The sequence below is a fragment of the Corynebacterium sp. HMSC056E09 genome (genome assembly GCF_001813425.1).
GTDB classification, from domain to species: domain Bacteria; phylum Actinomycetota; class Actinomycetes; order Mycobacteriales; family Mycobacteriaceae; genus Corynebacterium; species Corynebacterium hesseae.
This window is the reverse complement of sequence record NZ_KV812491.1, coordinates 22707-42196: the sequence shown is the minus strand read 5'-3', so window position 1 is coordinate 42196 and position 19490 is coordinate 22707. Positions and strand designations below refer to the sequence as shown.

At 59.7% G+C, this 19490-nt stretch carries 20 protein-coding genes and 1 pseudogene; 13 read left to right on the top strand and 8 right to left on the bottom strand.

Annotated elements, in window-relative coordinates; translation table 11 throughout:
- Positions 1 to 472 precede the first annotated feature (472 nt).
- Positions 473 to 1885, top strand: a complete 1413-nt coding sequence (gene lpdA, locus HMPREF2912_RS05300; RefSeq protein WP_070683498.1) for a dihydrolipoyl dehydrogenase — start codon at positions 473 to 475, stop codon at positions 1883 to 1885.
- A 375-nt stretch (positions 1886 to 2260) separates the two neighbouring features.
- On the opposite strand, the gene ramB is transcribed toward lpdA, so the two are convergent.
- Entirely contained in the window at positions 2261 to 3667 is a 1407-nt protein-coding gene (ramB, locus tag HMPREF2912_RS05295) for an acetate metabolism transcriptional regulator RamB (RefSeq protein WP_070563592.1), read from the bottom strand.
- Positions 3668 to 4068: 401 nt separating this feature from the next.
- Here ramB and HMPREF2912_RS05290 point away from each other — a divergent pair, with 401 nt between their 5' ends.
- Genes HMPREF2912_RS05290 through HMPREF2912_RS05275 form a run of 4 tightly spaced genes read left to right on the top strand, consistent with a single transcriptional unit; the run spans position 4069 to position 8029 of the window.
- Positions 4069 to 4824 (top strand): succinate dehydrogenase cytochrome b subunit, encoded by a 756-nt coding sequence (locus HMPREF2912_RS05290; RefSeq protein ID WP_070521222.1) that lies wholly within the window; start codon positions 4069 to 4071, stop codon positions 4822 to 4824.
- Between the two features lie 15 nt (positions 4825 to 4839).
- On the top strand, positions 4840 to 6861 hold the full coding sequence (locus HMPREF2912_RS05285) for a fumarate reductase/succinate dehydrogenase flavoprotein subunit (protein WP_070521219.1): 2022 nt from the start codon (positions 4840 to 4842) through the stop codon (positions 6859 to 6861).
- Positions 6861 to 7610, top strand: coding sequence for a succinate dehydrogenase/fumarate reductase iron-sulfur subunit (locus HMPREF2912_RS05280; RefSeq protein WP_070521216.1), 750 nt, complete (start codon positions 6861 to 6863; stop codon positions 7608 to 7610). Before HMPREF2912_RS05285 ends, HMPREF2912_RS05280 begins: the two co-directional genes overlap by 1 nt.
- A 47-nt stretch (positions 7611 to 7657) precedes the next feature.
- Positions 7658 to 8029: a hypothetical protein gene (locus HMPREF2912_RS05275; RefSeq protein ID WP_070563595.1), complete on the top strand. Its 372-nt coding sequence runs from the start codon at positions 7658 to 7660 to the stop codon at positions 8027 to 8029.
- A gap of 1277 nt (positions 8030 to 9306) precedes the next feature.
- Here the strand turns inward: HMPREF2912_RS05275 and HMPREF2912_RS13180 are convergent.
- Together HMPREF2912_RS13180 and HMPREF2912_RS05260 are read right to left on the bottom strand one after the other, a co-directional pair.
- Positions 9307 to 9525 (bottom strand): annotated as a pseudogene (locus tag HMPREF2912_RS13180) (transposase); the annotation flags it as partial.
- Positions 9526 to 9687: 162 nt separating this feature from the next.
- Positions 9688 to 10605 (bottom strand): Abi family protein, encoded by a 918-nt coding sequence (locus tag HMPREF2912_RS05260; protein WP_070683492.1) that lies wholly within the window; start codon positions 10603 to 10605, stop codon positions 9688 to 9690.
- A 315-nt stretch (positions 10606 to 10920) separates the two neighbouring features.
- On the opposite strand from HMPREF2912_RS05260, the gene HMPREF2912_RS12590 reads away from it, so the two are divergent.
- From HMPREF2912_RS12590 to HMPREF2912_RS05240, 5 genes are all read left to right on the top strand, one after another.
- The gene (locus HMPREF2912_RS12590; RefSeq protein ID WP_246816462.1) at positions 10921 to 11079 is read left to right on the top strand and encodes a BRO family protein; all 159 of its coding nucleotides are present in this window, start codon (positions 10921 to 10923) and stop codon (positions 11077 to 11079) included.
- A gap of 159 nt (positions 11080 to 11238) precedes the next feature.
- The gene (locus tag HMPREF2912_RS05255; protein ID WP_070683489.1) at positions 11239 to 12573 is read left to right on the top strand and encodes a DUF445 domain-containing protein; all 1335 of its coding nucleotides are present in this window, start codon (positions 11239 to 11241) and stop codon (positions 12571 to 12573) included.
- A 15-nt stretch (positions 12574 to 12588) separates the two neighbouring features.
- Positions 12589 to 13041 carry a CGLAU_01105 family protein gene (locus HMPREF2912_RS05250; protein ID WP_070521169.1) on the top strand — a complete coding sequence of 151 codons (453 nt, stop codon included), beginning with the start codon at positions 12589 to 12591 and terminating at the stop codon, positions 13039 to 13041.
- A 3-nt stretch (positions 13042 to 13044) separates the two neighbouring features.
- The gene (locus HMPREF2912_RS05245) at positions 13045 to 13335 is read left to right on the top strand and encodes a DUF2516 family protein (RefSeq protein ID WP_070563604.1); all 291 of its coding nucleotides are present in this window, start codon (positions 13045 to 13047) and stop codon (positions 13333 to 13335) included.
- Positions 13335 to 13796, top strand: coding sequence for a deoxyribose-phosphate aldolase (locus HMPREF2912_RS05240; RefSeq protein ID WP_070563608.1), 462 nt, complete (start codon positions 13335 to 13337; stop codon positions 13794 to 13796). The genes HMPREF2912_RS05245 and HMPREF2912_RS05240 overlap by 1 nt, the downstream gene beginning before the upstream one ends.
- A 3-nt stretch (positions 13797 to 13799) precedes the next feature.
- On the opposite strand, the gene HMPREF2912_RS05235 is transcribed toward HMPREF2912_RS05240, so the two are convergent.
- From HMPREF2912_RS05235 to HMPREF2912_RS05225, 3 genes are read right to left on the bottom strand one after another with little or no spacing between them, the layout of a single operon-like run.
- Positions 13800 to 14600 carry an LmeA family phospholipid-binding protein gene (locus HMPREF2912_RS05235; RefSeq protein WP_070563611.1) on the bottom strand — a complete coding sequence of 267 codons (801 nt, stop codon included), beginning with the start codon at positions 14598 to 14600 and terminating at the stop codon, positions 13800 to 13802.
- 23 nt (positions 14601 to 14623) lie between these two features.
- Positions 14624 to 15433, bottom strand: coding sequence for a class I SAM-dependent methyltransferase (locus HMPREF2912_RS05230; protein ID WP_070563614.1), 810 nt, complete (start codon positions 15431 to 15433; stop codon positions 14624 to 14626).
- A 27-nt stretch (positions 15434 to 15460) separates the two neighbouring features.
- Positions 15461 to 15952: a DUF2505 domain-containing protein gene (locus tag HMPREF2912_RS05225; RefSeq protein WP_070521152.1), complete on the bottom strand. Its 492-nt coding sequence runs from the start codon at positions 15950 to 15952 to the stop codon at positions 15461 to 15463.
- Between the two features lie 24 nt (positions 15953 to 15976).
- On the opposite strand from HMPREF2912_RS05225, the gene HMPREF2912_RS05220 reads away from it, so the two are divergent.
- Positions 15977 to 17095 carry a UDP-N-acetylmuramate dehydrogenase gene (locus tag HMPREF2912_RS05220; protein ID WP_070563618.1) on the top strand — a complete coding sequence of 373 codons (1119 nt, stop codon included), beginning with the start codon at positions 15977 to 15979 and terminating at the stop codon, positions 17093 to 17095.
- Between the two features lie 75 nt (positions 17096 to 17170).
- Positions 17171 to 17368 (top strand): hypothetical protein, encoded by a 198-nt coding sequence (locus tag HMPREF2912_RS05215; protein ID WP_070533977.1) that lies wholly within the window; start codon positions 17171 to 17173, stop codon positions 17366 to 17368.
- Positions 17369 to 17403: 35 nt separating this feature from the next.
- Here the strand turns inward: HMPREF2912_RS05215 and HMPREF2912_RS05210 are convergent, their stop codons facing one another.
- Entirely contained in the window at positions 17404 to 17880 is a 477-nt protein-coding gene (locus HMPREF2912_RS05210) for an S-ribosylhomocysteine lyase (protein ID WP_070563621.1), read from the bottom strand.
- A gap of 84 nt (positions 17881 to 17964) precedes the next feature.
- On the opposite strand from HMPREF2912_RS05210, the gene HMPREF2912_RS05205 reads away from it, so the two are divergent.
- Entirely contained in the window at positions 17965 to 19149 is a 1185-nt protein-coding gene (locus HMPREF2912_RS05205; RefSeq protein WP_227486026.1) for a YihY/virulence factor BrkB family protein, read from the top strand.
- Positions 19150 to 19224: 75 nt separating this feature from the next.
- Here HMPREF2912_RS05205 and HMPREF2912_RS05200 read toward each other — a convergent pair whose 3' ends face one another.
- On the bottom strand, positions 19225 to 19428 hold the full coding sequence (locus HMPREF2912_RS05200; RefSeq protein ID WP_070533974.1) for a hypothetical protein: 204 nt from the start codon (positions 19426 to 19428) through the stop codon (positions 19225 to 19227).
- Positions 19429 to 19490: the final 62 nt, after the last annotated feature.

Here is a 19490-nt window from a genome sequence, read left to right as displayed (position 1 = left end):
GTGAAAACCGTGTCATAATCTTTCCGTGCCTATTCGTGGGCTATGTAACGCAACGGCCGTCTCCTTCGTTAGTGGGGCTAGGTACCGTGACCGCTTTTGGCGGCGACCGTCCTGCATCGCCGTGGCCTCGCTGGAGGGCGCCGCATGAAGCCGTACGCGCCGCTAGAACAACAACAGAAAGAAGAAGAATGAACTTTTTTGACACCATCCTCGTTTCCATCAACCAGGTGCTGGGCCAGATCGCTCACTCTGGCTCCTCCACCTCCTCGAAGGCTGCCTTGGACTGGGGCCTGTTCTAAATAGTTTGTTGAGGGCTGTGCCCTCGTTTTCTTTCCCTTAATCCCCTTCTTGGGGGTTAAGGGTTGATTTTTGCCCGAAGGTGTTTAAAGCATCCTGACTGCTATGGGCTGTCCGGCGGGTGCAGGGCGGGGGTGGTGGGACAGCGAGCATAAAGTTACGTATCCTGTAGAACGTGACTAATGAACATTTTGACGTTGTAGTACTCGGCGCGGGCCCCGGCGGCTACGTGTCCGCCATCCGCGCTGCCCAGCTGGGCAAGAAGGTTGCCGTTATTGAGAAGCAGTACTGGGGCGGTGTCTGCCTCAACGTGGGCTGCATCCCCTCCAAGGCTCTTCTTAAGAATGCTGAGGTTGCACATACCTTCAACCATGAGGCTAAGGCCTTCGGTATTTCCGGCGATGTTTCCTTCGACTTCGGAGTTGCACACAAGCGCTCCCGCAAGGTGTCGGAGGGCATTGTCAAGGGTGTGCACTACCTGATGAAGAAGAACAAGATTACGGAGATCAATGGCTTGGGCTCCTTCAAGGACGCCAAGACCATCGAGATTACTGAGGGTGATGACAAGGGTAAGACCATTACCTTTGATAACTGCATTATCGCCACCGGCTCCGTCGTTCGTTCCCTTCCGGGCGTGGAAATCGGCGGCAACATCGTGTCCTTCGAGGAGCAGATCCTCAACGATGAGGCTCCGGATTCCATGGTGATCGTTGGCGCAGGCGCCATCGGCATGGAGTTTGCTTATGTTCTGGCCAACTACGGCGTGGACGTGACCATCGTGGAGTTCATGGACCGCGTCCTGCCGAACGAGGATAAGGATGTCTCCAAGGCCATCGCCAAGGAATACAAGAAGCTCGGCGTGAAGCTCCTGACCGGCTACAAGACCACCGCCATCAAGGACAATGGCGACAATGTCACCGTTGAGGTTGAGTCCAAGGACGGCTCCAAGACCGATACGCTGACTGTGGACCGCTGCATGGTCTCCATTGGCTTCGCCCCGCGTACCGAGGGCTTCGGCCTGGAGAACACCGGCGTTGAGCTCACCGAGCGCGGCGCCATCGCCATCGATGACTACATGCGCACCAACGTTGAGGGCATCTACGCCATTGGCGACGTCACCGCGAAGCTGCAGCTCGCACACGTGGCTGAGGCACAGGGTGTCGTGGCCGCTGAGGTCATCGCCGGCGCTGAGACCCAGCTGCTGGGTGACTACATGAATATGCCACGCGCCACCTTCTGCAACCCGCAGGTTGCCTCCTTCGGCTACACCGAGGAGCAGGCTCGTGAGAAGTTCGCTGACCGCGACATTAAGGTCGCTACCTTCCCATTCTCCGCTAACGGCAAGGCGGCCGGCCTGAATGAGACCGCGGGCTTCGTCAAGTTTATTGCTGACGGCGAATTCGGTGAGCTCATCGGCGGCCACATGGTGGGCTCCAACGTTTCCGAGCTGCTGCCGGAGCTGACCCTGGCGCAGCGCTTCGACCTCACCGCTGAGGAAATCGGACGCAACATTCATACTCACCCGACGCTGTCTGAGGCTATGAAGGAAGCTGCCGAGGGTATCGGCGGCCACATGATTAACCTCTAAGGCCAAGGCGAGAAGCCAAAACAAGAACGCTCCCCCTCAATCCCGGCAAAGGGATTGAGGGGGAGCGTTGGTTTAGTGCCGTGGCGCTACTTCCTTTAGCTGAAGAGCTTGGAGGACAGAACGAACGGTGCGTTGACGATGGATACAAGAAGGCCCTGAATCTGGCCCAGGAAGTTTCCAGCGAAGCTGCTCATAATGGTAATCCTTTCGATAGGGGATATCGTTCACGTCCCACCATAAGCAAGCAAACCCTGGAAAATCCATGAATTTTTCTAGCCAAAACCATTACAATGCTTTTTATTGGCAATATATAAAGGGTGGTATAGGGGTAAACGTAGGGGCCAGAGCGGAAAACTGCCTGGTTATTGCTCCCGATTAATACGGTGCGACGGCGGAACGGTGGGCGTCGACCACCAGCTCTTCATTAATGGCCGGGAAGGCGCGTTGAGCGCAATTCTGGCGAGGGCAAGTGCGGCAGCCGGCGCCGATGGGGGTTGCGGCAGACAGGGCGTCGAGGTTGAGGCCTTGGGCATAGACTGTGCGGCTGGCGTGGCGCGCCTCGCAGCCTAGGCCGATGGAGAAGAGTTTATTGGTATCGCCGAAACGGCCCTGGGGGTAGCTCACCGTCCGTGAAATCCAGAGGTAGTTGCGGCCATCCGGCATCTGCGCCAGCTGACGCGAGATGGTGTTGGGGCGGGCGAAGGACTCATACACGTTCCATAGCGGGCACGTTCCGCCGGAATTGGAAAAGTGTACGCCCGTGGCCGATTGGCGCTTGGACATATTGCCGGCGCGATCAACCCTCACGAAAGTAAAGGGGATTCCGCGCTTGTTGGGGCGCTGCAGCGTGGAGAGGCGCGAGGCAATTGTCTCGTAGCCCACGCCAAAGACGTTGCAGAGGTACTCCACGTCATACCCGGATTGCTCGGCCTCACTGTGGATGAGGTTGTAGGGGAGCAGCGTGGCGGCGGCGTAGTAGTTGGCAATTCCACGCTTGGCCAGGTTGATAGAGGCGTCCGAGGTGAAGGGTTCTTCGTCCACGAGGGCGTCGATTAGCGCGCCCGCCTCGAGGAAACCCAACTCTGCCGCCATGCGGAAGGCGCGCTGGCCCACGCTCAGGCGGCTGGCAAGGCGAAGGGTGCCGCTCTCCTTGTCGAAGCGATGCAGGGTGCCGTCCATGCGATCGGTGGTGAGAATCTCTACGCCGTGTTTGGAAGTGAGCCGCTCATTAAGGGCCTGTTCAATGTCGCGAATGTGAAAGGGAATAACGTTGAGTTTCGCGGCAGTTTCCTCTGCGTGGATATCCAACTCGTCGAGGTAGTTCTGCCGGGCATAAAAGAAGTCTCGCACCTCGTCGTGAGGCATGGACAGCGCTTGGTTCCCGTCCGAGCGGCGGGTATCGGTGGCGAGCGAGAGCTTGTCACGAATATTGCGGTAGCGGCGGTGGATATCCACGAGCGTGCGGGCGACGGTGGGATGGTTGTAGACCAATTCGGACAATTCCTGAAGCTCCACGGGGGAGGGGCAGATTTCCTGGTCTTGGACGACATCCTGGATTTCCGCAAGCAGACGTGAATCATCATCACGGGAGAAGAACGTGGCATCCACACCAAAGGCTTCAGTAATTTTCAGCAAGACCGGGACGGTAAGGGGGCGCACGTCATGCTCAATCTGATTGACGTAGCTAGCTGAAAGTCCCAGCGTAGCGGCGAGAGTAGCTTGGCTGAGATCACGTTCGCGGCGCAGCTGGCGCAGGCGCGAACCCACGTATGTCTTGCTCATGTGAGCTAGGTTACCTAGTGCCTTTCGGTCATAACAATTGTTTTGCAAGGAATGTGTGAAGTATTTTAACTCCGCTGCGAAGTGGGGGTGCTGGCGGGGTGCCGAGCGGGCGATAGGGGTGCATACCAAGCGAAAGTTTGACACCTAAAGGGGTAGGGTCGTCACTCAGGCCACACCCTGTGACAAAAGTCTCATCCGTAAAATGTTTTCGCAAGGTCAATATTGCGTAAAAGGAAGTGATCAAGGTAGAGCGCTCAAAGAGGTGTGGCGCCTAAGGTGATCCTTGCCTTAACTCGTTTAAATACGGGGACCATAGGAGGGGGAGGGGGTATGCAAAGCAAAGATATAACTAGTGGTCAGCGCAAAGGTCTGCGTAAGGTAAGGGCGACAATGGAGGTGTCATGTCTGTAAAAAATCCTGACCGTGAAGCCCTCGCTCACGGCCGTATTACTAATGAAACGATTCGTCCTAAGCCAGGAATTCCGTCCTGGGCTTTGAAACTGACGATGGCAATTACCGGTCTGTTCTTCGCGCTCTTCGTTGTGGGGCACATGGCCGGCAACCTGAAGCTTTACTTGCCGGCTCACGACGGCCAGGAAGCACTCGATGCCTACGGCGCTTACCTGCGTAATCTTGGTGAGCCACTGATCCCGAGCGGTCACGCACTGTGGATCATTCGCATCGTCCTGCTGGCCTGCGTAATCGCTCACATTTACGGCGCTTTTGCTTTGACCGCTCGCTCGAAGGCATCTCGCGGCAAGTTCAAGCGCACGAACCTGATGGGCGGCATGGATTCCTTTGCCACCAAGAGCATGTTGGTTACCGGCGTCGTGCTTCTCCTGTTCATCATCTTCCACCTTCTGGACCTGACGATTGGTGTCCAGCCGGTTGCAGCAGAAGCTTTTGCTCACGGTGCCGTTAAGGCCAACATGATCGCAACCTTCTCGCGCTGGCCGGTGACCATCGTCTACATCGTCGCCATGCTGTGCCTCTTCCTGCACCTGACCCACGGTATCCGCCTTGCGGCTTCTGACCTGGGCATCACCGGTGCAAAGTGGCGCGAGGTTTTTGTTGTCCTGGCGTACATCGTCCCGGCCGTCGTGTGCCTGGCAAACATTGTTATGCCGTTGTCCGTCGCCCTGGGCTGGGTCAGCTAAAGGAGTTTTGAACCCATGACTAACGCGAACACTGAACTCAAGCGCGAGCACCCTGACTTCTCGCACCCGCAGTCCATCGTCCCGGGCGTTAAGCCGGGCCGCATCCTGGAGTCCCACGAGCCGCACGGCGTCCCGATGAAGGACATGTGGAGCTACCAGAAGGACCACATGGAGCTCGTCTCCCCGCTGAACCGCCGCAAGTTCGAGATCATCGTCGTCGGTACCGGCCTGTCCGCTGGTTCCGCCGCCGCTGCTCTCGGCGAGTTGGGCTACAAGGTCAAGGTCTTCACCTACCACGATTCACCGCGCCGTGCGCACTCCATTGCTGCGCAGGGTGGTGTGAACTCCTCCCGCCACAAGAAGGTGGATAACGACTCCGCTTACCGCCACACCAAGGACACCGTTAAGGGTGGTGACTACCGCTGCCGCGAGTCCGACTGCTGGCGCTTGGCCTATGAGTCCATCCGCGTCATCGACCACATGAACGCCATCGGCGCTCCGTTTGCTCGCGAGTACGGCGGCACCTTGGCTACCCGTTCCTTCGGTGGTGTGCAGGTCTCCCGTACCTACTACACCCGTGGCCAAACAGGCCAGCAGCTGCAGCTGTCCACCACGTCTGCGCTCTACCGCCAGATTGGCCTGGGCAACGTGGAGCTCTTCGCTCACCACGACCTGCAGGACATCATCACCTACACCGACGGTGGTAAGAAGCGCGCCGGCGGCATCGTGACCCGCAACCTCATCACCGGCGAGCTCAAGGCCTTCACCGGCCACGCAGTCATCCTCGGTACCGGCGGTTACGGCAACGTCTACCACATGTCCACGCTGGCCAAGAACTCGAACGCCGGCGCCATGATGCGTGCGTACGAGAACGGTGCTTACCTGGCTTCCCCGGCATTCATCCAGTTCCACCCGACTGGCCTGCCGGTCAACTCCGAGTGGCAGTCCAAGACCATCCTCATGTCCGAGTCGCTGCGTAACGATGGCCGCATCTGGTCTCCGATCAAGGAGAAGGATGACCGTCCTGCCAATGAGATTCCGGAAGAGGAGCGCGACTACTTCCTGGAGCGCCGCTACCCGGCCTTCGGTAACCTCGTCCCGCGTGACGTGGCTTCCCGCGCCATCTCCCAGCAGATCAACAAGGGTCTGGGCGTTGGTCCGCTGCACAACTCCGTGTACCTGGACTTCCGCGACGCCATCGAGCGCCTGGGCAAGGACAAGATCCGCGAGCGCTACTCCAACCTCATCGAAATGTACGAAGAGGCTATTGGTGAGTCCGCTTATGAGACCCCGATGCGTATCGCTCCGACCTGCCACTTCACCATGGGCGGCCTGTGGACGGACTTCAACGAGATGACCACCATCGACGGCCTCTTCGCCGCCGGTGAGTGCTCCTGGACCTACCACGGTGCGAACCGCCTGGGTGCTAACTCCCTGCTGTCCGCTTCCGTTGATGGCTGGTTCACCCTGCCGTTCACCATCCCGAACTACCTGGCCCACCACCTGGGTGAGGCCAAGCTGGCTGAGGACTCGGCAGAGGCCAACGAGACTGTTGCTCGCGCACAGGCTCGCATCGACCGCCTCATGTCCATCCAGGGTCAGGATCCGCACGGCCCGGCGTACTACCACCGCCAGCTGGGTGACATCCTCTACTGGGGTTGTGGCGTGTCCCGTAACGTCGAGGACCTCAAGGTTGCCATCGAGAAGGTTCGCGCACTGCGCAAGGAATTCTGGGCTAACGTCCGCATTACTGGCGACGCCAACGACATGAACCAGGTTCTCGAGTACGGTCTGCGCGTTGCTGACTACATCGACCTGGGCGAGCTCATGTGCATCGACGCTCTCGACCGCGACGAGTCCTGTGGTGCTCACTTCCGTGATGACCACCTCTCCGAGGACGGCGAGGCCGAGCGTGATGACGAGAACTGGTGCTTCGTCTCCGCATGGGAGCCGGGCGCTGCTGAGGGCGAGTTCATCCGCCACGCCGAGCCGCTGTACTTTGATTCGATCCCGCTGATGACAAGGAACTACAAGTAATGAAACTGACACTTGAGATCTGGCGTCAAGCCGGACCGACGCAAGAAGGCAAGTTCGAAACCGTGCAGGTTGACGACGCCGCCGAGCAGATGTCCATCTTGGAGTTGCTCGACCACGTCAACGACGGCCTCATCGAGGCCGGCAAGGAGCCGTACGCATTCGCTTCCGACTGCCGTGAGGGCATCTGTGGTACCTGTGGCCTTCTGGTCAACGGCCGCCCGCACGGCCCGGGCCAGAACACCCCGGCCTGCCAGCAGCGCCTGTTCCAGTTCAAGGACGGCGACACCATCAAGCTGGAGCCTTTCCGCTCCGCTGCCTACCCGGTAATCAAGGACATGATCGTGGACCGCTCCAAGCTGGACCACGTCATGGAGCAGGGCGGCTACGTATCCATGGATGCGGGTACCGCTCCGGATGCTGACACCCTGCACATCAACCACGAGACCTCCGAGTACGCCCTGGATCACGCTGCCTGCATCGGCTGCGGTGCCTGCGTAGCATCCTGCCCGAACGGCGCTGCTCACCTGTTCACCGGCGCCAAGCTGGTTCACCTCTCCCTCATGCCGCTGGGCAAGGAAGAGCGTGGCCGCCGCGCACGCAACATGGTGGACGATCTGGAGCAGAACTTCGGCCACTGCTCGCTCTACGGCGAGTGCGCTGATGTGTGCCCGGCTGGTGTGCCGCTGACCGCGGTTTCCGCGGTTACCCGCGAACGTGCACGTGCTGCTTTCCGCGGCAAGGACGACTAAGCTATAGTCATTCACAGGATTAACAGGAACGAGAGAAAGTTTCAGCCATGAGCGACCTCAACCCGGCAGTAGCTGATCACCACAGCGAGACCTACCCGGAGTTCTCCGGCAAGATCCAGGACTCCTACATCGAGGGCTACGAGCCCGTATCCTACGGTGCACCGCACTCTTCGTTGCTGCGCACCTCCACCTGGGTGGGCATGGGCCTGATTCTCTCGCTCCTGCCGGCAGCCGGCATCCTCATTTGGGGCCTCGGTACGTGGCTCTACCCGCAGGGCACCGCTGGTGCTGACTACCAAATCAACATCATCGTCGGCGCTATCGCGCTCGTCGTTGTTGCCATCCTGGCAGTCAGCTCCGTCCACTTCGGTCGCCGCTACTACCGCCAGTACCGCAAGGAAACCGGCCGCATCAACTAGGCACCTCCTAGGACGTTGAACGCCTAAGTTTCTGTACTGACACCACCACAACCCCCACCTCCAAACACACATGGGAGACCATGTGAGGAGGTGGGGGTTGTGGTGGTGTTTAGGGTTGTGTGGGGATTGGGAAACGCTAGGAAGAAGGTAGGAAACTAGGGCAAGGGGAGGGGGCTGAGCGCTTGGCGACGTTAATAACGGCAATAAGCTTTGATCGATCACACTTTGCTTTTGCCCGTACGCACTAAAGAGAATCTTCGTGCTGCTTCCTCTTATTATTTTTGGATTCTGCTAATGCAATCACGAAAAGAATGGCAAACGCCACCACCATACTTCCCGCGACCCATAGAAAATTCGTTAGGTTGATGACCTCGAACGCGAGCAGCCCAGCTGCAACTACGATGATTCCGAGGGGAATCAGGGATCGAGACATTGGCACGTGCATCTTATTTGCTCCCGCAACGTGCCCAGCTATAAGAACCGGAACGAGTGTAGTAAAGTGTCATCCTTTGATTATTGGGGCAAACTCCTCGTTCGCTCACATAGAAACCCAGGCTGCCGGCAATTACTCCCCCCACGATGCACGCGGCTGGGCCTGCGAGGCAAACTACTGCTTCAATGCCGCCTAGCCCTCCAGCAGCAGCCATCTTTTGTTCGAATGGCGTTAGCTCCAACCAGATTTGCCCATTCTCGAACCCAGCGCTCACTCGGTTTTCAAATTCTGCAGCCGTGGGGAAGCTCAAGGCACTGCCATCCGTCAAGCTATACACGTAGTGGGTTCCACTTGGATTTAGATTTCGTTCGAGGGAACTAGCCTCTAGTTCTTTGGCCGCCCTGTAGAAAACCTCCTCGGTACTGATACCTTCTTGTTGTGCATACTCTTCTAGTCGGTCGGTGGCCACGGTTTGACGCTCAGCGCTGGCGGGGGTATTTTCCGCCTCCGCTGTTTGGGGTAGGGCTGAATCGCATGCAAAGAACATCAGGGCCCCCAATGCGGCCCCAGCAAACTTCTTGGCTGATCTTGAGCAGTTCATAGCTTTCTTCTTATGGGTGGTTTCACTTTGAAGCTACTTGTCCTTTCCGAGCGCGTCAAGAGATAAGGGCAGATTTGTAAAAATTGGCCTCGCTTATTTCTAGGTTGGTGGTAAAAGGGGAGCAGGCGCTTGGCGACGCCCCTATCGACGGCGCCGAACCCTCTGCTCTGAGGACAGCCCTAAAGCCATGCGCGTGGCTCTAAGCGAACATTCCCTTACCGATGAAGCCGGTTGTTTCCTGGCGTAGATTGGGCGTGCTTTTAGGTCTGATTTCGACATCCAAAACGATTTCTCAATGTTGAATAGCCTGCGGTAATGCCCGATACCTTCCTGGGCGGGAAGATCGATATAACGGTTGCGCTTGATTGCGATATCGCCGTCAACAGCGCGTTTGGCTTTTGCTACTTGTTCGCTGATTCCGCGCAGGCTGCGTCTAGCCCGATCATGGGAGAACTGGAAGTGGGTCCTACAGCGATGTCACAACCGGACGCAAGTGTGGGGGCGGCTGAAGAACTACGGCGAGAAACTCGTCGAGAACATCGTCCAAGCAGTCGCTCGTGACCTCCTCGTCCACGCCATGACACTCGACGCAGACGGGTACGAATGCGACTACTACCGCAAAGATTAGACGCGCCAGAGAGGCAACTCGCGCCAGTTGTCAGGTGCTCCTGTGCGAGAAAACGGCACGATGGGATTGTGCGGGTAGGTGTGGAACAGCTTCGGTAGCCGGTCGGCTGGAGACAAGTCCAGTTGGCGCTGCAAGTATTGGATAAGGGAGAGCTGCCCAAACACGCGATTCATTCTTTCAGCTACGGGAGCCAGCCTGACGTCATTGTTCAGTTTCGGTTTGATGTCGTAAACACGGTTGAACATCCTTGCATGATGAGCTGCGTAATTACGCAGAATATTCAAGGATTTCAGCCATGATTCAAGCTGAGGGCCAGTTAGGCCGCAGGGCTCGGCAATCCGTTTGCGCACGATATTGGGCGACATGCCGTACAGGTACGACAGCATCCCCCAATCCATGATTTCGACAGCCGCCCAGATGGGTAGAGTCCCGTCATATTTGGATTTGTGGTGGGCGACGAAGTCCTCCCTCGACGCTTTCAATGCCGACTGGTGCTTTCTCAGCCACACCTCGTGCACGCTACGCCCGTCTTTGTTTCGCTGCCGTGCCCGGGCGCTCAAACGCTGGGGATCCAAATAGATCAGCGGGTCAAGGCGACCCAGTTCGTGACCGAGCTTGGTTCGAATAGCCAACTCCACGCGATCAAGCTCGATGAACACGCTGTGGCGCAATTGTTCGTCAAACCCATAGAGAGCTACCACCAGATCAAACGATGCTCCCTCAACGAATTCATCTCGGGCAGTGCCGTCGCCTTGGGAGAAACGGCGCATCGGGTACCAGTATCCGGACAAGCGGTAGTAGTTCAATTGAGCCAGCAGCGTCTCAGCATGTTGGGGATCATCCACTCGCATCCCACGCTGACGAAGCAATTCGACCTGTTCACCGTAGGTCTTGAACTGCTTCACCTGCTCCACGCGCACCCCTGTTTGAAACAAAAACGAAGACCGGCCCTGGACTCCCATTGAGGCGGGCAGCGGAACCGGTCATGTTGACTACGAGGCTACCTGGTTGATGACGCCGAGGCAAGAGCACGAAACTTGGAGCCATCGGTACGTTCACACACCAGTGTGCCCTCTGACCCGTCCGGATTTGTCGGTGCTCGGGGGCGTATGGGCGAGAGCCTTCCTCACACCGTGTCCGGTTTCGGTGCCTGCCGTGCCTGACAGGTGAGAGCCTGGCGCATCCCGCGCCCGCGATTGTCTACCCGGTTCTCGGAAAAGACGTTGGTCATGGCTACCGCGCTACATGCGTTCACCAACCACGAGTTCGGTACGATCCGAACCATCACCTCGGGCGGGCAGGTCCTGTTCTACGGCAAGGACGTGGCAACCGTCCTCGGCTACGCCAACACGAAAGATGCCCTGGTGCGTCACTGCAAGGGGGCGTGAATCACGGAACCACAAACGGGCCCTCGGCAGGCCGGCGTTCATAAAGCTAGGAGTCGATCTTAGTGTTGGTGGCTATCGAATGTGTCCGGTACGCCCACTAATGTTGATTAATGGATTCACTATTCCCCATCATTACGCAGACCCAAGGAGAACCAACCCATGACGCACCGCGCGGACGCAGGGCTTGAGCCGGCTCGGGAAATGTCGGCGTCGCAGACGTCGTTTGTGCCGCAGCCAGGAAACCAGGAGGCGCGCCGGGCGGACCTGCGCCGCTGGAAGGCGATTGCGCTGTCCTTCCTGATTGGTGCGGCGGTGATCTTTTTGGGGTGCTCGTGGTGGCAGGCGTCGGCAAGCGGGGCTCCCGTCTGGGTGGGCTACGTGCGCGCGGCGGCGGAGGCAGGAATGGTCGGTGGATTGGCGGACTGGTTCGCCGTGACCGCGCTGTTCCGCCGGCCGATGGGGCTGCCCATCCCGCACACCGCGCTCATCCCCAACAACAAGGACCGCGTGGGTGATGCGCTCAAGGACTTCGTGGAGGAGAACTTCCTCACCGCGGATGCACTCAGCGCCAAGGTGCGTGAGGCGGAGTTACCGCTGTGGCTGGCGCGCCAGGGCGTAGAGCCTGGGCGGGCGGAGGAGGTCTCCGCGTGGATTGGTGAGCGCGCCGCCAGCGTGGTCGCAGACCTAGACCCGGCGGAGGCAGAGCAATTCATCCGCACCCAAGTCATGGACCGTCTGGCAGAACCCGAGTGGGGCCCGCCGCTGGGCCGCCTGTTGGAGGGCTATATCGCGGAAGGCAAGGCGCGGCCGCTGGAGGATGACCTCATTGACTGGGCGCACGGAAAGATCCTTGGCATGGAATCCACTGTGGTCACCGCCATCGATGAGCGCATGCCCGGCTGGGCGCCGCGCTTTGCCCGCGAGATGGTGGGGGAGAAGGTCTACGCCGAGCTCGTGGAGTTCGCCGATGAGGTTCGCCGCAACGGCAACCACGAGGCCCGCCTGGCCATTCGCCGTAACCTGTCCAAGCTGGCCTCGGACCTGCAGTGGGATGAAGATATGCGCGGGCGCATCGAGGGAATCAAGCAGGAAATGCTGGCTTCCGATCAGGCGCAGAAGGCCCCGGCGGCAATGTGGGCGACGGTCTCCTCCACGCTTATTGAGCAGCTCACTGACCCGGAGTCCTTCCTGCGCCAGAAGATGACCGCCAAGGTGAAAGAAATGGCGCACCGGCTGCTGGAGGATTCGGAGTTCCTGGCCCAGGCCAATGCGTTCGTGGACAAGGCCGCGCGCTACGCGGTGGAGAAGTTCGCACCGGAGATCATCGCGATTATCCCGGAGACCATTAAGCGCTGGGATGCCCAGGAGGCCTCCGAGAACATCGAGCTCATGGTGGGCAAGGACCTGCAGTTCATTCGCCTCAACGGCACGGTCGTGGGTGCACTGGCTGGGTTGGTTATCTACACTGTTAATCATCTGCTTTTTGGCGTCTAACAAGGAGTGACGACCATGTCCGTATTTGACTCAATCAAGAATGCCGGTTCCTCTGCCTTTGATGTGGCCAAGGATTTTGGTGGCCGTTTCAAGGAAGAGCGCCAGAATCAGGCCCAGAACGCGCAGGCGGAACGCATTGCCCGCGCCGCTGATGCGGCGGGCATGGGTGATGGCACCGCGAAGGAAGAGTCCTTCTTTGACCGCGTGACCTCCACGGCCAAGAACATTGGGGAGTCTGTGTCCTCCGCTGCACGCGAGACCCGCAACTCGGAGTCCTTCGTGAAGGCTCGTGAGGATTTCAACACCGCCTTCAATGAGACCCGTGAGGGGGTTCAGGGCGCTATCAACAACGCCAAGGAGCAGCGCGCGGCGGGCCAGCAGCCGCAGGAGCCGCAGAGCCCGCGCAACCCCTATGCAGCAAAGCCGAACGACGATGTCATCGACGGCGAAGTCGTTGACGAGAATTAATTAATGCACACTTTTCTAAATATTATTTCGTCGATACCGCAGTACATTTTTATGGCGGTATCCCTTTTTGCCCTCATCGGTGCCGTCCTAGCGGCGATGACGCGGGAGGATGCCTTCCGCGCCGGTGACCGCCAGAACAAATGGGTATGGGTCGGGTTGCTCGTCGGTTCCGCCCTGGTGATGAACCTGCCGCTGCCTTTCGTTAGCTGGATTGGCGCCATCATCACCGGCGTGTACTGGTTTGATGTGCGCCCGCAGCTCAAGGCCATCATCAACGGCGATTATTCCTACTAATGCTGAATCTGCTTGAGGCCTCCCTGGAGGAGGTGCGGACCCAATCCGCGGGGCAGCAGCGAGTGCTTGTCTCCCCGCACCATGTGCTTGCCGCCGAGGGCGCCGAGCACGTCATTGCCGTCGCCGGCTATCCCACTGGGCGCCACCACTCTTTGGTGAAGGCGGCGGAGGCGCGGCTGGCCGTGCAATCAGGCGCCGCAGAGGTGTGGGTTGCGGTGGATGCACTGCTTGGCGACGCCACCTCGCTCCTCTCCGAGCTCGTCACCCTCCGCGAGGCCTGCCCGCTGCCCGTGCGTTTAGGGCTCATTCTTCCCGAAGACTCGCGATTGCCGCTTAAAGAAATAGCCCGCCTGGCGGAGCAGGCGGGCTATCAATCCCTTGTTGATCCGGGGTCCGTCGTTTCAGACGACGAAGACCTAGACACGCAGCTCACCGTAGAGTGCCTGCGCTCTAATTCTTAAGCCTTAGTTGGCCGGTGCCGATTCCGGTGCTGGTGCCGTGGCGGAATCGAGCTCGCTCATCGGGACGTCGTGGCCAATGAGGGTCAGCGTGAGCTCGCCAGCGCCGACGTCCACGGACTCAAAGGTGAGCTTTTGTCCCGCGAGCTGTTCCTCCATGCCTTCGGCCAAGGCATTCGAAATCGCGGAGGTTGCCTGCTCCGGCAGGTCGAAGCCGAAGAGCGATGCTTCCTTCGCATCGATGGCGAGCTTGCCGTCGCGAGCTTCCGGCTTGAGCGAGAGCGTGGCCAGGCCACCGGCGAATTCCACCTCGAGGTCATCCTCGGCATCGTTGGCGGCAATCGCGGTGACCACGAGGTTGCCCAAGGCATCATAGCCGGACTGCTCAGCAATGGCCTTCTGGAAGCTGGCAAGCAGGAACTGATCCGGGACCGTCGTCGAGGCCCGCAGAGTGCCCGCGACTGGCTCCTGGGACAGCGTCATGTCTTCGACGTGGACATCCGCAGCCGGTTGGCCAGCGATGTTGGTGCCATCAATCTTCAGCGTGGACGGGGTCTTCATATCCATCTGCGGAATCTTGCCGTTGAGCATGCCAAAGATCATGGGGCTAGCACCGAAGCTCACCTCCGGTTCCTCAGATGTCTCCACGCCCTGTTCCTTGGCGGACTCGGTGAATTGGCTCTTCATCTGTGAACCTAAGAACCAGCGCAGGCCGAGCTCAGCTACCAGGATGATGAGCAGGAGTACCACGAGTACGCCAATGAAGATTTTCCAGGCCGTCGAGGCGGAAGATTTAGAAGAAGCCATGACTACTAGTGTGGCGCACCGGCTTAAAGATGGCCAACTACCAGGTTCCAATCCACTGTGAGCACGTTATCCCGCAGGCGGCGGTGTACCGGATGGATGGGAACTGTGTGCCGGAGTTCTTCGCGCGCCATGCGCCAGCGCACTCGCGGGCCATAAGGAGACCAGCCGGCGGCGCGGTCCCAGGCGGCGTCGGCTGCCTGCAAGAGCTCGTGGATCGGCTCACCCGGCACGTTGCGGTGGATGAGGATTTTGGGCAGGCGCTCCGCGATATCGCTGGGGCGCGCAACGTCGAAGGGATCCCAGGCGAGGGTTAGGGTGCGTGGGCCGGAGGCGTCGAGAAGCACCCAGGCCGCCCTGCGCCCCAGCTCGTCGCAGGTTCCCTCCACGAAGAACCCACCGGGGGCCAAGCGCGAGTTCACGGTGTTCCAGGCTTTCTCCACCTGGTCCACGTCATACTGGCGCAGCACGTTGAAGGCCCGCACCAGCTGCGGGTGGTAGCCGGCCAGCTCGAAGCCGCCGAGCTCAAAGGTCACGCCATCGCGCGGCGGCAGGACGCGCTCGGGGGAAATCTCCAGACCCGTCACCCGGGTATGAGGATTAACGCTGCGCAGCCAGCCGGCCCACTCCACCGTGGTGGTGTGGGAGGCGCCGTAGCCGACGTCGAGCGCCAGCGGCTTACTCGTGGAGCGCAGCAGCGAGGAGATTTCCGGGTGCGCCACCATCCAGCGATCGCAGCGGCGCAGGCGGTTGGGATTAGTGGTGCCGCGGGTAATAACGCCAAAAGGCCGACCAGCGCTTTCCTGAGCCTTCAGGTTATGCGCGTGATCGGCCATGGCAACAACTGCGTTGTAGAGAGCTGTTTAGAGGTTGTTGGAGATCCACTCTTCGGTGAGCTTGCCCTCGTTGGTGTAGAGCTCCTGCAGAGCCTCAGCGACCTTCGGTTCGATGGCAGCGCCCATCATCGGGATGTTGACGGAAACCTCAGAGACGTAATCCAGAGCGGTGGACTCGCCCTGGCCCTTGTAGGTGATGTCGCCCTTGAAGTCGACCGGGGTGCCCTTGACGTCAGCGGTGAAGGAGACGGACATCTGATCATCGACAACCTCGCCGATGGTCACGGTGCGCTTTTCCTTGAGGTCCTGGGAGACCATAGCGCGGACGGCCTCCGGGAGGAGGGAGGTCGGAAGAATCTCGTAGAGCACGGCGGTGTTGCCGGTGAACTCGTGCACGGTGCCCGGTTCCGGGGAGAGCTTGGCCACGATGAAGTCCCAGTACTCCTGGGTGGACAGTGCCTTGTGCACCTTATCGATGGGCTGGTTGATGATCACGGTGTTTTCGCTACGGGTTGACATGAGTTACAGACTACCTTGGTAGACGTGCTAGATAAATTCCTGACCCTCGCTGATATTGACGGAGTCACGCTTGATTCCGAGACCACCTTCGCCGATCTCACGACGCTGCGCATCGGCGGTGCCCCGCTGGTGACGGTGCGCTGCGCCAGCGCTGAGGCCGCCATCGCTGCGCTGGCAGCGCTTGACGACGCCTCCCAGGACTACCTCGTCGTCGGCGGCGGCTCCAACCTCGTGGTGGCGGAAGGTCAGCTGGATGTCGTGGTGGTCATCCTCGACTTCGAGGACATCGACGTCTCCGTGGCCAGCGGCCTCGTGCGCGCTGATGCGGGCGCGGTGTGGGATGACGTCGTGGCTTTGTCCGTGGACTGCGGCCTGGGCGGCATCGAGTGCCTTTCCGGGATTCCGGGCAATGCGGGTGCCGTGCCGGTGCAGAATGTCGGCGCCTATGGCGCGGAGACCTCCGACGTCCTCACGCAGGTTTATCTCTACGAGCGCGCTACCCAGACCGCGACGTGGGTGCCGGCCGCGGACCTGGAGTTGGCCTATCGCTACTCCAACCTGAAGTTCACCGGGCGCGGCGTGGTGCTGGCTATTGAGCTGCAGCTGACTACCGACGGCCTGTCGAGGCCCCTGCGCTTTGGCCAGCTCACCCAGAACCCTGGTGAGCGCCGCCCCGTGGCCGACGTCCGCGAGGACGTATTGAAGCTGCGCCGCGGCAAGGGCATGGTGCTTGACCCAGAAGACCACGACACATGGTCGGCCGGTTCCTTCTTCACCAACCCCATCGTCGAGCCCGAGCTTGCCGATTCCATCCAGGAAGCAGTCCGCGCCACCCGCGGCGACGAGGATGCTTACCGCATGCCGCGACACGTGGTGCCGGCAAGCGGCACCACGTCGGGGAAGATGGAAAAACTCTCCGCCGCGTGGCTCATCGAGCGCGCCGGCTTTGCCAAGGGCTACCCAGGTGAAGAGTCAGGCGCGAAGGCAACCTTGTCCACCAAGCACACCCTGGCGCTGACCAACCGCGGTGAGGCCACCGCCGACGATATCGTTGCGCTGGCCCGCGACATCCGCGCCGGGGTACAGAAGGCCTTCGGCGTGACGTTGGAGCCGGAGCCCATCTGGCTAGGGGTAGAAATATAAGTGCGAAATATTTAAAATAGCGTTGAATTACTAGTTCGCCGCAGGCAGTCACTAGCTGCCTAGAAAGGACCTCGCATGTACATCCCCAAAGACGTACTCTTTGCCATCCTCCTCTTTGCTTCGAGCCTTCTCTGCGTGGCGGCGATCCTATTGATCCCTGGACTGTTCGCGGAGTTCAGCGCAGCACGTTGCACCTTGATGGCGAGTGTTTTGGGGCTTGGCGTCGCCGGGCTGTTCGTCGCCCGCACCCAGATCCGACGCCTCGAGTCCTAGGACGGGTGGGCCGCCGCCCCCGATGTCATGGCCATTTAGGCCATGACGTTGAGCCACTCTTCCTTGGCCGCGAGGAAGTTGCGTGCGGCCTCCTGCGCGCCTTCGAGTGAGTGGTGGGCGCCCCAGCCGCACTGCACCTCGTTGGCGGCGGGAACCTCAGTGGCATTGAGGATGTCATTGAGCGCGCCCTCGACAGCGCGGAGCAGCTCATCCTGCTCCATGCCGTTGGTGATGGCGTAGAAGCCGGTGCGGCAGCCCATCGGGGCAAAACCAATGAGCTTGTCGGTGTAGTTGCGCATGAAGTTGGCCATCATGTGCTCGACCGAGTGCAGTGCTTCGGTACCGAGGTGCTCTTTGTTGGGCTGGCAGAAGCGCAGGTCATACTTGATAATCTCGACCCCGCCGCCCAGGTCGGTGCGGTCGGCGACGCGGATATAGGGGGCGGCGACAAGCCGGTGATCGAGCTCGAAGGACTTTACGTTGATCTTGGTCTCGGTGTTCTTCTCAGTCATGCCTCCCCAGTGTAACCACGGCTCTGGCTGTGGCCCGAGTGTCCTTCCCCTGAATGCGCGCTGTGCCGCATACGCTGGTCAGATATGAGCGAAGAGGAGATTGACGGCAACGCTATGTCGGCCGAGGAGCCGGAGACAATCGTGCCGTTTAAAGGCCCGACCGTCCTGGAGGTCCAGGGCCACGATGAAGAACACAACCCCCTCGCCAAAGGCAACCGTCTGCGCAAGGCAAGCTGGGGGCTGGTCATCCGCCGTACGTGGAATGACTTCTTCCACGATGCCTTCATGGACCGCGCCGCCGGGATGACCTACTTCACGCTCATGGCTTTTGCACCAACGGTACTGGCCGCCTACTCCATTGTCACGCTCATCTTCTCCTCCCGCCAAGCGGAAGTGGAGCAACTGACCTCTGAGCTCGTCGAACAGTACGTCCCAGGTTCGCTTTCTGAGCAAGCACATACGGTCGTCGGGACGATTATTGGCTCCAGCGCGCAGGGTACGTTGGCCTTGATCATCTCCCTGGCCATTTCGCTGTTTTCTGCCTCGGCGTATGTGCGGGCCTTCTCACGCACAGCCAATACCGTGTACGGCCGGGTGGAAGGTCGCGGCATCATCCGGACCTGGTCGCTGATGTGGGGGCTGACAGCAGTCATCGTGGTGGGCGCGGTCATCGTGCTTTTTGCCAACTTACTGCGTGATGCAGTTCTTAATGAGGGGCTGATTCCGCTTGCTCGCAACGTAGGACTAGAAGATGCCGCCACGTACCTGGTGCGAATCTTTCTCCCGGTGTGGAACTGGCTGCGCTTCCCAGTCACCGTGGTTGTGGTTCTCACGCTTATCGCGGTGCTCTATCACTTCAGCCCCAACGTGCGGCCGGGGCGTTTTAGGTGGATTACCTACGGTTCCATCGTGGCGCTCGTGGGCACGGTTGTGTCCTGGGGTTTGGTGGGTCTCTACCTGAAGTACCTTGCTGCGGCCAGCGCCTATGGTGCGCTGAGTACCGTCATGGCGGTCTTCGTGGCAATGTGGCTGATGAACACTGTGCTCATCGTCGGCATCAAGATAGATGCCGAGGTGCTGCGCGCTAAGGAGCTGCAGCTGGGATTGCACTCCGAGCGTTTCATCCAAGCTCCGCCGCGCGCCGAGAATTCATCCCAAGCCCAGGCCCGCGCCCAGGAGAGCTTGGAGCAGAGGGCACGTGAGATTTCAGATAATGCGCGGCAGGTGCAGGACGAGCAGGCGGAGGAATCAGAGGAAGAACGCGCCTAGATGCCAAAACCTTGCCCCCGCGTTGCATGGATCGGCGATAAGTTTGGCAGATAGGGCAGTTGTGAAGCCGGGCGGTTACTGCACAGACTCTTCTGGAACCCGGCGTTGGCCCGCGGCCTTTTCTTGCCTGCGCTTGTCAATCAGTGCTGAGATAAGGAATCCAAACCCCATTACCGTTGTGGCCCTGGTTGACCACTCGTAGTCAGCGGAGAGCCACCCGATAAGGGAAATGACGCTGAGTGAGCCGACAGCTGTCATGAGGAATTTTTCAATATCCATGCTTCGTCCTCTGGTTCGTGGAAGTCTCGCAATCAAGTAAACGGTGCCTTATGCGAAAACTA

Bases quoted from the DNA above. Each gene is read 5' to 3' on its own strand.
- HMPREF2912_RS05200 (WP_070533974.1), bottom strand. From the start codon at position 19,428: ATGGATATTGAAAAATTCCTCATGACAGCTGTCGGCTCACTCAGCGTC.
- HMPREF2912_RS12590 (WP_246816462.1), top strand. From the start codon at position 10,921: ATGGCTACCGCGCTACATGCGTTCACCAACCACGAGTTCGGTACGATC.
- HMPREF2912_RS05280 (WP_070521216.1), top strand. From the start codon at position 6,861: ATGAAACTGACACTTGAGATCTGGCGTCAAGCCGGACCGACGCAAGAA.
- HMPREF2912_RS05250 (WP_070521169.1), top strand. From the start codon at position 12,589: ATGTCCGTATTTGACTCAATCAAGAATGCCGGTTCCTCTGCCTTTGAT.
- HMPREF2912_RS05215 (WP_070533977.1), top strand. From the start codon at position 17,171: ATGTACATCCCCAAAGACGTACTCTTTGCCATCCTCCTCTTTGCTTCG.
- HMPREF2912_RS05205 (WP_227486026.1), top strand. From the start codon at position 17,965: ATGAGCGAAGAGGAGATTGACGGCAACGCTATGTCGGCCGAGGAGCCG.
- HMPREF2912_RS05245 (WP_070563604.1), top strand. From the start codon at position 13,045: ATGCACACTTTTCTAAATATTATTTCGTCGATACCGCAGTACATTTTT.
- HMPREF2912_RS05255 (WP_070683489.1), top strand. From the start codon at position 11,239: ATGACGCACCGCGCGGACGCAGGGCTTGAGCCGGCTCGGGAAATGTCG.
- HMPREF2912_RS05290 (WP_070521222.1), top strand. From the start codon at position 4,069: ATGTCTGTAAAAAATCCTGACCGTGAAGCCCTCGCTCACGGCCGTATT.
- HMPREF2912_RS05240 (WP_070563608.1), top strand. From the start codon at position 13,335: ATGCTGAATCTGCTTGAGGCCTCCCTGGAGGAGGTGCGGACCCAATCC.
- HMPREF2912_RS05225 (WP_070521152.1), bottom strand. From the start codon at position 15,952: ATGTCAACCCGTAGCGAAAACACCGTGATCATCAACCAGCCCATCGAT.
- HMPREF2912_RS05210 (WP_070563621.1), bottom strand. From the start codon at position 17,880: ATGACTGAGAAGAACACCGAGACCAAGATCAACGTAAAGTCCTTCGAG.
- HMPREF2912_RS05275 (WP_070563595.1), top strand. From the start codon at position 7,658: ATGAGCGACCTCAACCCGGCAGTAGCTGATCACCACAGCGAGACCTAC.
- HMPREF2912_RS05285 (WP_070521219.1), top strand. From the start codon at position 4,840: ATGACTAACGCGAACACTGAACTCAAGCGCGAGCACCCTGACTTCTCG.
- HMPREF2912_RS05230 (WP_070563614.1), bottom strand. From the start codon at position 15,433: ATGGCCGATCACGCGCATAACCTGAAGGCTCAGGAAAGCGCTGGTCGG.
- HMPREF2912_RS05235 (WP_070563611.1), bottom strand. From the start codon at position 14,600: ATGGCTTCTTCTAAATCTTCCGCCTCGACGGCCTGGAAAATCTTCATT.
- ramB (WP_070563592.1), bottom strand. From the start codon at position 3,667: ATGAGCAAGACATACGTGGGTTCGCGCCTGCGCCAGCTGCGCCGCGAA.